Genomic DNA, 16117 nt, shown 5'->3' on the forward strand with positions numbered 1-16117 from the left:
AGTTGCTTTCTCGTCGGGTGTGGAATCGCTTTTCACGGTAATCAAGCTGGTCAGCTCTGAGGTAGTAGTATGATCAATACTTGCCCCAATGCATTACGACTTGCAGCGGCCGTTGCCATCAGCTCTTCCATCATTGTTACAGACGCACAGGCCGGCCGCAGTCTGCAGACAAAATCTGTCGATATTTCGAACAATGGATATAGGGTGTTTACCCAGAGCCTGGTCAAGGTTCAGCCAACTTTAGGGAATGACCAGCAGCCAATACCCAAATCTTTTACCACCATCTACCCTGACCAGACTCCAGTCAGAGAGGGTTTCAGGGTTCCTTCAGATGACTTTACAGACGTTTTTTCCGGCGTCAGCACTCTTGTCTCCATTGTTGATCTGTTTGAAACAGGCGAGAATAACGTTGCTCAAAAATACACCAAAGTACTGAAAGTGGGTGATGAAGCAGTCTTCAAGTTCACCCATAGCCTTGAAGAAAAGGAACTGGTCATTGAAGTCAGGGGCGGAATGACCGATCAGGATATCGTTGACACTGTAAGTGATCAATTGGCTTGCATCTCATCATTAGAACCGTCAACGAAATTAGCCAGACCCGAACATCTTTATATAGTGCTGGAAGCTGCCAATGACAGAGCAGAAAACCTGGGCACAAGCGATCACTATGTTGCCCTTGCCACCATCAAAGTAGAACAAGTTGAAGTGAATGGGCGTACATTCATGATTCTTATCTCAGGGGGTGATCAGCCACCTGAACTGAAGCGTCTGGGTCAATCACTCTTTGTCAATGATGAAGCTCTCCTTGTTGCAGCCACTTCTGCCTATATCCAGGTTCATGTTCTGAAAGAGGAATTACAACAGGAGTCTCTTAATAATCTGATGGCACACAGCAAACCCGTCGGATATGTTGTACACGTCGAGGACAACCCAGAGCTTTATCCTCTGCCTGCGGGTTATCCAAAGCTGGAAGCAGTGCAAGCGCGGGAAGACATTATTGTTTTTCATGGTCTGACGCAGAATCCAGCCGATGTCGCTTTTGTAGAAAACCTCTACAAACTCCTGAAAGAAGCTGGGACTAAAGACCCTGCTGAGACAGTATCAACGAAGGTTAAAAAATATAATGTCAAAAGCTACCGGCATATTATTCGAAGCAGGCAGATGACACTGCTGGAGGAGTTAGCTGCACAGCACGATGCTGAATTCAGCAAAGATAAACTGATTTCGCTTGCATACTATGAATCTCTCCAGCAAGCGTTAAGCAGTGCTACACCAAAAAGCGCCTATGAATTTGAATTCACATCAGGACACTTCAAAGTGACTTCGTCGGTCGTCACGTCAACCTGGATGCATTATCAATTGGTAAAATACTTCGGCTTCAAACGCACATTTAAAAATCTTCTGACTGACCAGCGATTTATTAAGAATATGGAGAAAGTGATACCCATTTTCAGCGATATCGACAAAGCACAGGCCGATACTGGTGACGACGAGAAGTTTGCTTCCAAAGTCATGGAAGACATGTCCAGGCTTCTGAGTGTGACCTATAAAAACATAGATGAGCTGCGGGAAAAAGAGGGCGAATTCACTCATATTCTAAACCATTTAAAGTGCATAGCTGAGATAGACACTGGCTTTGAAAGGGAAAAACTCAGAGCACTTAAACTCAAGCAACAAGCTGAAGATGAGCATGCACAGACTCATAAAGTGCTGGAAGAACTGCAAAACCAGTCACTAAAAATGCAGCAGGAGGTCGAACGAATTCCAGCGCTGCAACAACAAGTTCGTGATGCCAGAGAAAAAGTCGCAAAAATTTACAACACTGAGTTGGCTGAAGAGCTTGGTATTGATAACTGGGATGATACCCAGCCAGCAAAAGAGCAAGCCTCACGCATCAGAGAGAGAATTAATAAAATCTTCACAGCAGCTGCCGCAACAGGACAGCCTGAAAAAGACACCGTAAGAACAAATCTGGCCGCTATTGAAGGCCAACTCGGTATTGTTCCAGATAATGAAAACGATCTGGATGCCCGCTTTCAATCCATTCAACAGCACCTGCAACAACACCTGCAACAACAAGAAAAATTAACTCATAAAGAAGTCTGGAACAGACTGACTAACTTTGAAGGTCAGCAACATCTTCAGCATATACAAAAGCTGGAAAAACAAAAAAACCGGTTGCAGGAATTTAAGCAGAAAGTTGATCATATGCCAACGCTGAGAGAAAAAGTCCGTGACCCCCTATTAATAACCATGGAAGATTACAACTTTCAACTGGCAGATGAGCTTGGTATTGAATTGGATGTGTTCGAGTTACCTGAAGAGCAGGCCAGACTCGTCAGCAGAAAAATTCGTAAAATCAGCAAATCGGAACAGCCTCAGAAAGAGGCTGTAAAAAAAATACTGGCGTCCATTGAAAGCGAGCATGGTATTACTCCAAAAAATGAAAATGATCTGGCTGGCCGCTTTGAGACTATTCAGCAGGAACTGCGATATCAACTGCAAGCAGAGACAGATCTGATCGACAATAGAATCCACTACGACCTGGCTGACATTGAAGGTCAATTCGGCCTGTTTCCGGATAACGTAAATGACCTGGAATACCGTCAATACACTCTTCAACAGCACCTGAAGCAGCAGATAGCCGAGGTCGGGCAAGAATATCATCGGCAACTGGACATCAGAACAGAAGCTGAAAAAATAGCTGCAACCAAAGCACGCTTTGCAACCATTGCCACACATTTAAACATTCAGGATTTTGATAGCGATGAAGATATTGACGTTCAGCAGGAACGCCTGCTTGAAAAAATCCAGACCATGGAGGCTCAACAAAAAATCCTGTTTCAGAGAGTTGAGGCATTAAATGATCAACAGGATATAGAGAATTCTTACATCCGGGGCCAGCAAAAAGCCAAACCTGAAGTACCTGAGACACTCAGTGCCGTAGAAGAAGCGAGGGCTGCAAAGAAAGCCGTCAAGAATGATAGCGGTCCCTTCCAGCTCTCGCCAAGACAGAAGCACATTCAGTACATTATGAGCCACATCGTACAGCAGCACCCTCTGAAGAAACAAGCCCTTGAGGCCGCAATGGGTCTGGCAGAGCTGGCAGAGCTGGCAGTAAAGAGCGGTAAGGAAATACCCGACCTTACGACGTTGGATTTTGACGATAAATTTGCACCGATCCGCCTGCAGGCAATGATCGGAGAAGGTCTGATCAGCAAGATTGAACTTGAGAACTACATAAAAGCCGCCCGGGGTGTCGATGGTTATCAGACAGTGGCTGAATTTGAACACTTCCTTGGCTACAGACACGGCGTCAAGCTGCCTCACTTCAAGAGCGTTGTCCAGATGCTGTCTGACGAGGGTGTTGAGGAGTTCATAAAGAGTGCCTTTACTCCTGTGACCGTGACGGTGAATGGCCCAGCGGGTATAAAAGAGTCTCTTGACGGCATGAAAGAGTATGCAACGGCTGTCATCGCCAACTACGTTCTTGATGACATCGCCTTTGACAATGGCCAAAGGACGGCAGCCTTCCTGACCAATATTCAGGATACCCTGAAACCCTATGCCAATGCTGTCGGGATGTCTGAAACAGACCTGATCAATATTATTCATGACACATTGATGCAAGTTCATGCCGCAGCGATTGTACGACAGTTGTTGCATTACTGGGTCAAACCTTCAGCCTTCCTGGTACAGACTGTCACCTGGTACTACTCCAGCTACAAACCGCTTCTGGTTGCTTATACCCACTGGCAGGCTGCCAAACTGTCCCTGGTAAACATGTCATTTCTCTATCTGCTGGATCTGACCAACAGAGGTGTTTACCTGCACAGAATGCTCACACCTTTCCAGCACTGGCTGGAAAGCTACGGCGTTGATCTTGACCGAACCGGCCAATATGCCTACCACAGCGGCATTGAACAAATCTCTGAAGTGGGCGGACTTGCCATGCCACTGGGCAAAGCCGCTTCTTCAGTCATTCTGTTAAGAACCGGCTCTGCGCTGTTTGCCCGACAATACAATGCTAACCCTCAAAGCTATCGCAGCCTTTCTCGTCTGGTGCCGGAAATAGTGAAATCCATGGGTTCCGGACAAGGGGTTCAGATGCCGTTGCTGAACAGTATGACACCAGAAAAAGTAAAAACGCTGGCCTCGGCCACAGCCGGTCTGGTGCTGGGTCCGATAGCCACCATCGGAACATACGTCCAAAGCCTTATATCCGGGTTCACCTATACTCAAACCTTCGGCTTCGCTTTGGCGTCGGGTCTCACTTTCGACTTCTTTATGAACGACAACAAGATGCTCACTCAATGGCTGGGTGGACCTCTGGGTCGTAGCCTTGACAGGATTAATCGCTGGCGGGGCGTCGGTGAAAGCCAGGATGAATATGTGAAACGTACCACCATTGCTACACCTCAACGCTATGGTGAAACCGATGAAGAGTACGCAAACCGTGTTAAGACAGGCGACACTGCGTACGGCTGGACTCGGCACGAAAACTACCTGCAATTCCGTGAACGACGGGATCGCACCATGAAACTGTCAGAGAATAGCTGGGAGAAATACTTCAGGGAAAATGTGCCCAAATGGTCATTCTCCAATGCAGAAAGTATTCCTTATTCCTACACCCTGGGCGCCTTCTTTGAGTCAGGGGCTGCAGCGCCCGAGCAACCCTCCGCAACCTTGAAAGGAGCACCGGTTGGGGGAGGTATGCATTCCCACGCAGAGCGAGGGAACGAGTTGTAAACATTCAATTTTATTGGCAGTGAACTTTGTCACGAGAATTAAATTCGGCCAATAGCTAGCGGATTTGCCACTGTGAACTAAATTCTCTCAACAGCTTACCGGAACAGCCGTGAGCCTTTGTAAGTTGTTTCCTCGCCGGGTGTGGCAATCGCTTTTCACGATAACCAAAGCACCAACTCTGAGGTAGTAGAATGACAAATGCCGGCCCCAATGCATTAAGCCTTGCAGTAACCATTGCCATCAGCTCTACCATCATCAGTACACAGGCGCAAGCCGAGCGCAAGCTGCAGACAAAATCTCTTGATATTTCGAACAGTGAATTCGTGTCGTTTACCCAGAGTCTGGTCAGGGTTCAGCCAACTTTATCGGGTGACCAGCAACCAATAACCAAATCCTTTACCACTACTTACCCTGATCAGACTCAAGCCAGAGACGGCTATACGGTTCCCTCTGATGGTTTTACAGACATTCTTTCTGCCGTTAGTGCTGGCGTCTCCAGTGTTGATCTGTTTGAAACAGGCGAGAATGACATTGCTCAGAAATACACCAAAGTCCTGAAGGTGGGTGATGAGGAAGTCTTCAGGTTCACCCACAGCCTTGAAGAAACGAAACTGACCATTGAAGTCAGAGGCGGAATGACCGACCAGGACACCATTGACGCTGTTCGTGATCAATTAACTGTCATACCGTCATTAGAACCCTTAACGAAAATAGCCATACCTGAACAATTGTATGCAGTGCTGGAAGGTGCCGATGACAGAGCAGGAAACCTCGGCACAAGCGACCATTATGTTGCCCTTGCCACCATAAAAGTAGAACCCGTTGAAGTGAATGGACGAACATTTATGCGTCTTATCGCTTCGGGCGATCAGCCCCCTGAACTGAAGCGACTGGGTCAATCGCTCTTTGTCAATGATGAAACGCTTATGGCCGCAGCTACCTCGGCCTATATCCAGGTTCATGTTCTGAAAGAAGAGTTACAACAAGAGGCTCTTGATAGACTGTTGGCACTGAGCAAACCCGTCGGATATGTTGTGCACGAAGAAGATTGCACAAAGGTTTATCCTGCCCCTTCGGGTTATCCAAAGCTGGTACCTGGTCATACTCAGGAAGATACTATTGTTTTCTATAGTCAGAAACTGAATCCAGCCGATATCGCGTTTGTAGAAAACCTCTATAGCCTCCTGACAGAAACTGAGCCTGATGGCCTCACTCACGCAACAACAGAGGTTCAAAAATATAAGGTCAAAAGCTACCTGCATGTTATTCGAAGCAAGCAGTGGGCACTGCTGGAGGAATTAGCTGCCCGGAGCAATGCCGGATTTAGCAAGGATAAACTGACTTCGCTTGCATACTATGAAGCTCTCCAGCAAGCTCTGGTCAGCGCTACGCCTCATATAGCAGATAAATTTGAACTCACATTAGAACATCTCAAAGTCACTTCGTCAGTCCTCACGCCAATCTGGATGCATTATCAACTGGTAAAATACTTCGGTTTCTGTGGCGCAACGAAAAGTCTTCTGACTGACCAGCGCTTTATTCAGAATATGGAGGAATTGATACCCGTTATCAGAGATATCCACAAAGTTCAGGCCGACGCTCCCGGAGATGATGAGTTTGCTTCCAGAGTACTGAAAGCCATGTCCCGGCAGATGATGATTGACACCTACGACAAAATAGATGCTCTGCAGAAAAAAGATGGCGATTACATCAGGCCTATAAAACACATAGAGTTCACAGCAGAGAAAGACAGGGACAGTGAAAGGGAAAAGCTCAGAGCACCTGAACTCAAGCAACAGACTGAGCATGGGCTTGCTAAAACTCGTAAAGCGCTGGAAGAACAGCAAAACCCGATACAGAAACAGCAGCAGGAAGCCAAACGATTTCCGTCGCTGGTACAACTAGTTACTGATGCCATAGAAAAAGCCACAAAAATTCGCAACGCTGAACTGGCCGAAGAGCTTGGTATTGGCAAATGGGATGATACCCAGACATCAGAGGAGCAAGCCTCACGCATCAGAGAGAGAATTCATAAAATCTTCAGTGCAGTTGCCGCAACGGGACAGCTTGAAGAAGACACTGTAAGAACAAATCTGGCCGCTATTGAAGGCCAGCTCGGTATTGTTCCAGATAATAAAAACGATCTCGATACCCGCTTTCAATCCATTCAACAGCACCTGCAACAACAGGAAAAACTCACCGATAAGGCCGCCTGGAACAGGCTGGCAAACATTGAAGGTCAGCACCGTAAGCAGCATCTTCGGCATCTGCAAAAGCTGGAAAAACAAAAAAACTGGCTACAGGAACTCAAGCAGAAAGTCGATCGAATTCCAGTGCTGAGAGAGGAACTTCGTGATCCCGTAATAGAAACCATAGAAAATTACAACGAGCAACTGGCAGATAAGCTCGGTATTGACAACTGGGTTGAGACCGAGCCAACAATGGCAGAACAAGCCACAATCATCAGAAAAGAAATTCATAAATTCAGCAAATCGGGACAGCTTCCGCAAGAGGGTTTAAAAGAAATACTGGCATCCATTGAAAGCAAGTACGATATTACTCCCAACAATGAAAACGATCTGGCTGCCCGCATTGAGTCCATTCAGCAGCAGCTGCAACAGGAACTGCAACAAAAGACAGAACTCATCGACGACTTAATCTGCACGAGACTGGCTAACTTTGAAGATCAGCTCGGCCTTCCGGATAACGATTATCACCTGGACTACCGGCGATATGCCCTTCAACAACACCTCAAGCAACGGATAGAACAGGTTGGGCAAGAACATCTTTTGCAACTGAGCATCAAAAGAAAAGCTGAAAAAATAGCTGCAACCAAAGCACGCTTTGCAACCATTGCCGCACATTTAAACATTGAGGATTTTGATCGCAATGCAGATATTGACGTTCAGCAAGAACGCCTGCTTGAAAAAATCAAGACAATGGATGCTCAAAAAGAAATGCTGTTTCAGAGAGTTGAAACATTGAGTGATCAACAGGATATAGAGAATTCTTACACCTGGGCCAGAAAATGTGCTCTGGCAGCCGCTCTTGATATTGATCTGAGTGAAGACAATACACCAGAAGATCGCAGAACCCTGGAATCAACGGTCAATCTCAAGCTCTTCAGGCTTGCAGAGCTGAAAGAAGAAGTGAAAGAGTCCAGAACCTGGGGCCGCCACAAAGCCAAACCTGAAGTACTCGAGACACTCAGAGCCGTAGAAGAAGCCCTTGAGATGAGCGACGTTGATGAAAACGATAGTGTGTATCTTCGTCGCGAGGACATTTCTGAAAACATGCAGGAATTCATCACAGAAGCCAGAGAGCGGGCGGAGGAAGAGGCCTTGGAAATACTGGAAGCCCTGGAACAAGTATTCGAGATCAAAAGCAATGAAGGTGATGACAATGCAGCAAGGCTTGCCAGAGTTCGAACAAGGCTTGATGGCGATCTTTCAGAGTTCATGCAGAATAAGATACATAGTATTGTCTGGCAAGAAGACAGCAGTCTTGTAAATATGAAGGATCTCAAACCCGAGAGCCTTGATACAGATATTACCCTTTCTTATCCAAAAAAAGGGGGGCCAGAATGGCTCGATATACTTCGCAGGCGTCTTACCTATAAAGTCGAAGAGGTGGATGAGCAAGCCAGTGAAATACAGACAAATTATCTTGCAGCTATAGAGAACAGGCTAAAGATCTACCCTCATGAAAACAATGCAGCTGAAGCAAGAAGCATGGTTTTCACTGCCAGACTGGCCAGAGACCTGCAGGTAGAGTTTGCAAACGATGCCAACCTGCCTGATCGGAGGGATGCCCTGAGAGCCAGAATCAGTACATTATTGGATGAAGTGTACCAAGACTATGAAGACGAAGCGGCCAGAAGAGCCTGGAACAATGAAATCGCTCATCAACTCAACATTAAAGCCTATAAAGATGATGCCACTATCGACGATCAGGTCCGTCAGATTGATGCAAAACTCCGACAGCTGGATGATGAAGCTTTCAGTGCCGGTGAGCCTAACGTTCAAGAGCGTATTGCCGCCATTGAGGATAAGCTTGACAGGCAAATGGCCCGCCTGGGACCTGAACCCCGATATGTTCTTGATCTCAAGGTGACCAGAGCCAGACAAACAATGCAAGAAGCTGAAAGTGAGTTGGAAGCGGCTAATCAGGAACTGAATGCTATTCGTATCAAACACCTTGCATCTGCCGGAACCTTTGCTTTCCTGAAACATATCCCGGATGAAGCAGTTCCTGATATCATTGAAAAAACCGTGGCTGTTAAGCCGGAGTCCGCTGATACCAGTCAACGATGGGTTAAGGCCCTGAGAAACAAGCAGTTACAACTGGGCGGTGATGATGGCGCTGGCGGCGAGATCCGGCAACTGATTCAGAAACACGCCTTTCTGGAAGCAGAAATTGAAACCAGAAAAGCAGACTTTGAGGGAATGAAGGATGCCCTGAAGGCTGCCGAAAAAGCCGTCGAAAATGATGACGGCCCCTTCCAGTACACGCCGAGACAGGCCGATGTTCTGGAAGCTATCCACAAATGCATGCAACAACACCCTCTTAAACGACAGGCTCTGCAAGCCGCAATGGGTCTGGCAGAATCAGCAGCACAAAGCGGTAAGATAATGCCCTGTCTTACGACTTTCAATTTTGACGATGAATATGCGCCCATTCACTTGCAGGCACTGGTCGGAGATAAACTGACGTTTAAACAGACCAGTCGAATGGTGGAAGTCTTCAAGCACCTGAAGACGACCTTCCCGGAATCTTCTCACCAGCCTCTGGAAGAAGTCCAGACTCTGGTACACAGGGCTAGGAATGAGATGAATAAAGGGGCACAACAATACAACGACGAAATTGACGGCATAGGCTCGGCAGGCATTCACTATGTCGAGCATGAAACGGGGGATCTGGAAGGCTTCTCGGAATACTTCGCCAGCCATTCTGCCAGTGGTAACAAGATACTAGCCCTGCTGCGTGAAGGTCTGATCAACAAGGTTGAACTTGAAAACTACCTAAAGGCCATCAGAGGTGTTGATGGTTATCAGACAGTGGATGAGTTTGAACATTTCCTTGGTTATAAACAGGGTGTCAAGGTGCCCGAGTTCAGGAAGGTTATCCAGATGCTGTCCGATGAGGGTGCTGAGCAATTCATGGGGATTGCCATTACTCCTGTGACCATGACCGCAACTGGCCCGACAGCCATGAAAGAGTCTGTTAACAGCATGAAAGAGTACGCCGCTGCTGTCATCGCCAACTACGTTCTGGATGATATTGCCTTTGAAAATGGCCGCAAAATGGCAGCATTTCTGGCCAATGTTCAGGAGACCCTGACACCTTATGCCAACGCTGTCAGCCTGTCTGAGTCAGAACTGATCCAGGCTATTCATGACACATTGATGCAAGCTCATGCCGCAGCGGTTGAGCAGCAGCTCAATGATTACTGGGTCAAACCTTCTGCCTTTCTGGTACAGGCTGTCACCTGGTACTACTCCAGCTACAAACCACTGCTGGTGAACACTAACGCCCGGCGGGCTGCCGAGCTGTCGCTCTCAAACATGGCGTTCCTCTATCTGCTGGATCTGACCAACCGGGGTGATTACCTGCACAGAATGCTCACACCTTTCCAGCACTGGTTGGAACGTTACGGTGTTGATCTTGACCGAACTGGCCAATATTCCTACCACAGCGGGATTGAACAAATCTCTGAAGTGGGCGGTCTGGCTATGCCATTGGGCAAGGCCGCTTCTTCAGTCATTCTGCTGAGAACCGGCTCCATGTTGTTTGCCAGACAATACAATGCCAATCTGCAGAGGTATCGCAGCATTTCCCGTCTGGTGCCTGAAATAGTGAAATCCATGGGTTCCGGGCAAGGAGTTCAGGTACCACTTCTGAACAGGGTGACACCACAAAAAGTAAAAACACTGGCCTCGACCACAGCCGCTCTGGTACTGGGTCCGGTAGCCACTGTTGGAGCATACGCTCATGGCCTTATATCCGGATTCACTTATGCGCAAACTTTTGGATTCGCTTTGGCGTCGAGTCTCACTTTCGACTTCTTTATGAACGACAACAAGATGCTCACTCAATGGCTGGGTGGTCCCCTGGGCCGAAGTCTTGACAAATTTAACCGCTGGCGAGGCGCGGGTGAGTCTGACGATGAATATGTGAAACGCACGGCTATTGCCACGCCTCAATACTTCAGTGAAACCGATGAAGAGTTCGCCTACCGCGTTAAAGTCAACAACATGATGTACGGCTGGACGCGACATGAAAATTATCTGCAATTCCGTGAACGCCGGGATCGTACCCTCAAGCTGTTTGAGAATAGCTGGGAGAAATACTTCAGGGAAAATGTGCCTAAATGGTCGTTCTCCCATGCAGAAAGTATTCCTTACTCCTACACTCTGGGTGCCTTATTTGAGTCCACAACCGTAAAAGCAGCACCGGTTGGTCTTGAGGTCAAGACATTCGATCTTGATAAAAATAAAAATACCCGCGACGAACTTTGATATTAGAAACCACTAGAAAACTCTGGTTCCCGTGCTTTCAGGCCCTGTGGGTCCTTGCGTGGGAGCGGGTTGTTCACTTTTCACAGGAATCAAAGTAATCAGCTTCGAGGTAGTAGGATGAAAAATACCTGCCCCAATACATTAAGCTTTGCAGTGGCCCTGGCAACCAGCTTTTCCATCATGAGTACAGAGGCACTGGCCGTTCGCAAACTTCAGACATACGCCTATATTCTGAACACTGGAGATTTTCAGTTTCCTCGAAGTGAGGTCATGGTTCAGCCAACTTTAGGTGATGACCGGCAGCCAATACCCAAATCTGTTACCACCAGCTACCCTTATGAGCCTCCACCTTCAAAATGTCACCCTCGTATCTCTCCCACTATAAGCTTTTCAGCAATTCTTTATGGTATTGGTGACGGCGTTTCCAGTGTTGATCAGTTTGAAACAGACGAGGGCGGCATTGCTCAGAAATATACCAAAGTTCTTAAGGTAGGTGATGAAGGAATCTTCAGGTTCATCCACAACCTTGAAGAAAAGGAACTGGTCATTGAAGTCAGAGGCGGAATGACCGATCAGGATTCAGTTGCGGTTGCTCGTGGTAAATTATTTTCTACATCATTAGAACCGTTAACGAAAATCGCCAGCCCCGCGCAACTGTCTGATGTTTTGAAAGCTGCCGTTGCAAGAGCAGGAAACCTCGGCTCAAGTGATCACTTCGTTGCCCTTGCCACCATTGAAGTTGAAAAAGTTGCAGTGAATGAGCGTACCTTCATGCGTCTTATCGCTTCGGGCGATCAGCCCCCAGAACTGCCACGCCTGGGTCAATCACTCTTTGTCAATGATGAAGCCCTCCTGGCGGCGGCTGCCTCTGCCTACATACAGGTTCACCTCATGAAAGAGGACTTACAACAGCAGGCGCTTAACGAACTTTTGCTACACAACAAACCCGTCGGCTATGTTGTACACGTCGAGGATGACACACAGGTTTATCCTGTGCCTAAGGGTTATCCAAAGTTGGAAATAACAGAAGCTCCGGGGGAGGATATTATTTTCCATGGTCAGATGCAGCGTCCGGATGACGTCGCTTTTGTAGAAAAACTCATCAAACTCTGGGTAGAAGCTGAGGTTAATAATCGCATAGTCATAACAGAGCTTCTCAGAATTAAGATCAAAAGCTACGAGTTCGTCATCCGAAGCAGGCAGATGGCACTGCTGGAGGAGATTGTTGCCCGACACGATATCGGCGTTAACAAAGATCAACCGATGATACTTTCTAACGAAGATAAACTGGCGGTGCGTTCCCTTGCAAATTACGAATCCCTCCAGCAGGTATTGGCGCTGGCTGCTCCAGATAAACCATATCGAACACGTCGTCGTCCATTTGAGTTAACACTGGAAGACATCACAGCCGTTTCATCAGTCATCACGCTAAACCGGATGTATGAGCAACTCGAAAAACACTTTGGCTTCAAACCCGTAGTTAAAAATCTCCTGATGAACCGGCACTTTCTTCAGCATATTCGGAAAGTGATACCCGCTACCGGCGATATCAAACAAGCGCAGATCGATCCCGAAAAAGACGAAGAGTTTACTTCCAGAGTGATGACCGACATGGCCAGACAGCTGCTTGAATTATCCAGGAACCTGGAGAACTTGCGGGCAAGACATGCCACACCGGGCATGAGAACAGAAGCTGAAAAAACAGCTGCAACCAAAGCTCGTTTTGCAACCATTGCCGCACATTTGAACATTGAGGACTTTGATAGTGATACAGATATTGACGCTCAGCAAGATCGCCTGATTCAAAAACTGGAGACAATGAAAGCTGAAGCACAAGATCTGCGTCAACAAATCAATCCTATGACCTTCCGACTCATTGTGGAGGATTTACACACCGTTACCAGGAAACATGCTCTGGCTCAGGTACTTAGTATTAATCCAAACGACAACACCGCACTATCAGACCGTGAAGCCGTAGAGTCAGCAGTATATACCAAGCTTAACAAGCTTAAATTTCTGGACACATATCTGGATTACGTCAGAACAGATCACTCCGAAGTTATACCGGGAGTCCTTAAGACACTGAGTGACGTGGAAAAAGCCCTTCAGATGACTGTTCCCGATGAAAACGATGATGTCTACCTTCGTCGCCAGAGCATTTCTGAAGAGCTGCAGGATTTCATCGAAAAAGCCAGACAACGGGCAGAGGAAAAGGCTCTGGCGATACTGAAAGCCATAGAAGAAATACTCGATATCAAAGTCAATGAAGGGGATGACAAAACAACAAGACTTATCAGGGTTCGAAGAATGTTTGACAACGATGATCTCACAGATCATAGGCTGGATAAGATAGATAACACCCTCTGGGCAGATGAAAACGCAGTTCTGAACGGGAAGGATCTCAAAGTCGCGAAGTTTCTTGCCTATCTTCACTATAAAATCGGAGGCCCTGACCCGGATAAGCGAGCCAGAGAACAACAGACAGATCCGCTGGCAGAAGTAGAAGAAGCACTCAACCTGGACTCCATTGAACGAAAGGACAGAGCAACAAGGCTTGCCATGGTGCTTAAAATGATTAACCACCCTGACGCCGGAGAATACCTGCTGGGTGAGGTAGACCAGGCACTCTGGAAAGAAGACAGCAAAGCGCTTGACGAGAGAGGTCTCAGACTCAGGAAGCTTGATGCGAGCCTCACTTATAAAGTCGAAGATCCGTACCATGATAAGCAGGTCAGAGAACAACAGGCAGGTTGCATTGCAGCCGTAGAGAACAAGCTGCATATCCACCCTCTTGATTACGTGGCTGTCATAAAAAAAGTCAAGGCTTTCACAGCGAAACTGGCCAGTGATCTAAGGATGAACTTTGACGAGGATGCCAGCCTGTCTGACCAGAAGGATGCTTTAATAGCCAGAATTCAGACATTTCGGGATGAAATCAACGAAGGCTATGAAGATGAAACAGCCAGAAGAGTACGGAACAATGAAGTGGCCCGTCAACTGAACATTAAAGACTATAACGATGATGACAGTATAGACAACCAAAATAGTCAAATTAAAGCAAAACTCCAACAACTGGACGACAAAGTTATCAAAGGGGTTCAGCCAGATGTTAATGTGCGTATCCTGATCATTGAGAAAGAGCTTGACAGGCATATGGCTTGCCTGGGACCCAAACCCCAATACGTTCGTGAGGTAGCCACAACCGGACAAATATTGGAAGAAGCTGAAAGTGAGCCGGAGACCATTCATCAAAAACCAGAGGGTGATGATGGTATTGTTGGTGTGCTGCGAGAAGGTCTGATCAGCAAGGTTGAACTGGAAAAGTACCTAAAGGCCATCATAGGTGTTGATGGTTATCAGACAGTGGCTGAGTTTGAACATTTCCCTGGTTATAAACAGGGTGTCAAGGTGCCCGAGTTCAGGAAGGTTATTCAAATGCTGTCCGATGAGGGGGCTGAACAATTCATTGAGATTGCCATTACTCCTGTGATCGTGACCGCAACTGACCCGACGGGCATGAAAGAGTCTGTTGACGGCGTGAAAGAGTATGCCGCTGCTGTCATCGCCAACTACGTTCTGGATGATATTGCCTTTGAAAATGGCCGCAGAACGGCAGTATTTCTGGCCAATGCTCAGGAGACCCTGTCACCTTATGCCAATGCTGTCGGCCTGCCCGAATCAGAACTGATCCAGGCTATTCATGACACATTGATGCAGGCTCATGCCGCAGCGGTTGAGCAGCAGCTCAATGATTACTGGGTCAAACCTTCCGCCTTTCTGGTACAGGCTGTCACCTGGTACTACTCCAGCTACAAACCACTGCTGGTGAACACTAACGCCCGGCGGGCTGCCGAGCTATCCCTGTCAAACATGGCGTTCCTCTATCTTCTGGATCTGACCAACAGGGGTGATTACCTCCACAGGATGCCTACACCTTTCCAGCACTGGTTGGAACGTTATGGTGTTGATCCTGACCGAACCGACCAATATGCCTTTCACAGCAGCATTGAACAAATCTCTGAGGTGGGTGGGCTGGCCATGCCATTGGGTAAGGCAGCGTCCTCAGTCATTCTGCTGAGAACCGGCGCTTTGTTGTTTGCCAGACAATACAATGCCAATCCGCAGAGGTATCGCAGCATTTCCCGTCTGGTGCCTGAAATAGTGAAATCCATGGGTTCCGGGCAAGGGGTTCAGGTGCCACTTCTGCACAGGGTGACACCGCAAACAGTAAAAACGCTGGCCTCGGCCACAGCCGCTATGGTGCTGGGTCCGGTAGCCACTTTTGGAGCATACGCCCATGGCCTTATATCCGGATTCACTTATGCGCAAACCTTTGGATTCGCTCTGGCGTCGAGTCTCACTTTCGACTTCTTTATGAACGACAACAAGATGCTCACTCAATGGCTGAGTGGCCCTCTGGGCCGAAGTCTTGACAGGATTAACCGCTGGCGAGGCGTGGCTGAGTCTGACGATGACTATGTGAAACGCACGGCGATTGCCACACCTCAATGCTTCAGTGAAACCGATAAAGAGTATGCCTACCGTGTTAAAGCCAACAACACGATGTATGGCTGGACACGACATGAAAATTATCTGCAGTTCCGTGAACGCCGGGATCGCACCCTCAAACTGTTTGAGAATAGCTGGGAGAAATACTTCAGGGAAAATGTACCTAAATGGTCGTTCTCCCATGCAGAAAGTATTCCTTACTCTTGCACTCTGGGTACTTTCTTCGGGTCCGGGACTGCAGCGCCTGGGCAACCCTCCGCAACCGTAAAAGCAGCACCAGTTGGTCTTGAGGTTAAGAAGTGAGTCACAGCGTGGGAACGAGTTCCGGACATTGAACTTTG

General features: G+C 47.6%; 3 protein-coding genes. All 3 read left to right on the plus strand.

The features are described 5' to 3' along the window. Window positions 1-69: 69 nt before the first annotated feature. The 3 genes from ACO6VG_RS24185 to ACO6VG_RS24195 all read left to right on the plus strand — a co-directional run bounded on the left by ACO6VG_RS24185 (window position 70) and on the right by ACO6VG_RS24195 (window position 16079). On the plus strand, window positions 70-4749 hold the full coding sequence (locus ACO6VG_RS24185; protein ID WP_422134658.1) for a hypothetical protein: 4680 nt from the start codon (window positions 70-72) through the stop codon (window positions 4747-4749). Between the two features lie 191 nt (window positions 4750-4940). Next, entirely contained in the window at window positions 4941-11267 is a 6327-nt protein-coding gene (locus tag ACO6VG_RS24190; protein ID WP_422476037.1) for a hypothetical protein, read from the plus strand. Window positions 11268-11384: 117 nt separating this feature from the next. Continuing rightward, window positions 11385-16079, plus strand: coding sequence for a hypothetical protein (locus ACO6VG_RS24195; protein ID WP_422476039.1), 4695 nt, complete (start codon window positions 11385-11387; stop codon window positions 16077-16079). Window positions 16080-16117 lie beyond the last annotated feature (38 nt).

Origin of the sequence: Endozoicomonas sp. ALB032 (assembly GCF_049310125.1) — a bacterium.
GTDB lineage: Bacteria > Pseudomonadota > Gammaproteobacteria > Pseudomonadales > Endozoicomonadaceae > Endozoicomonas_A.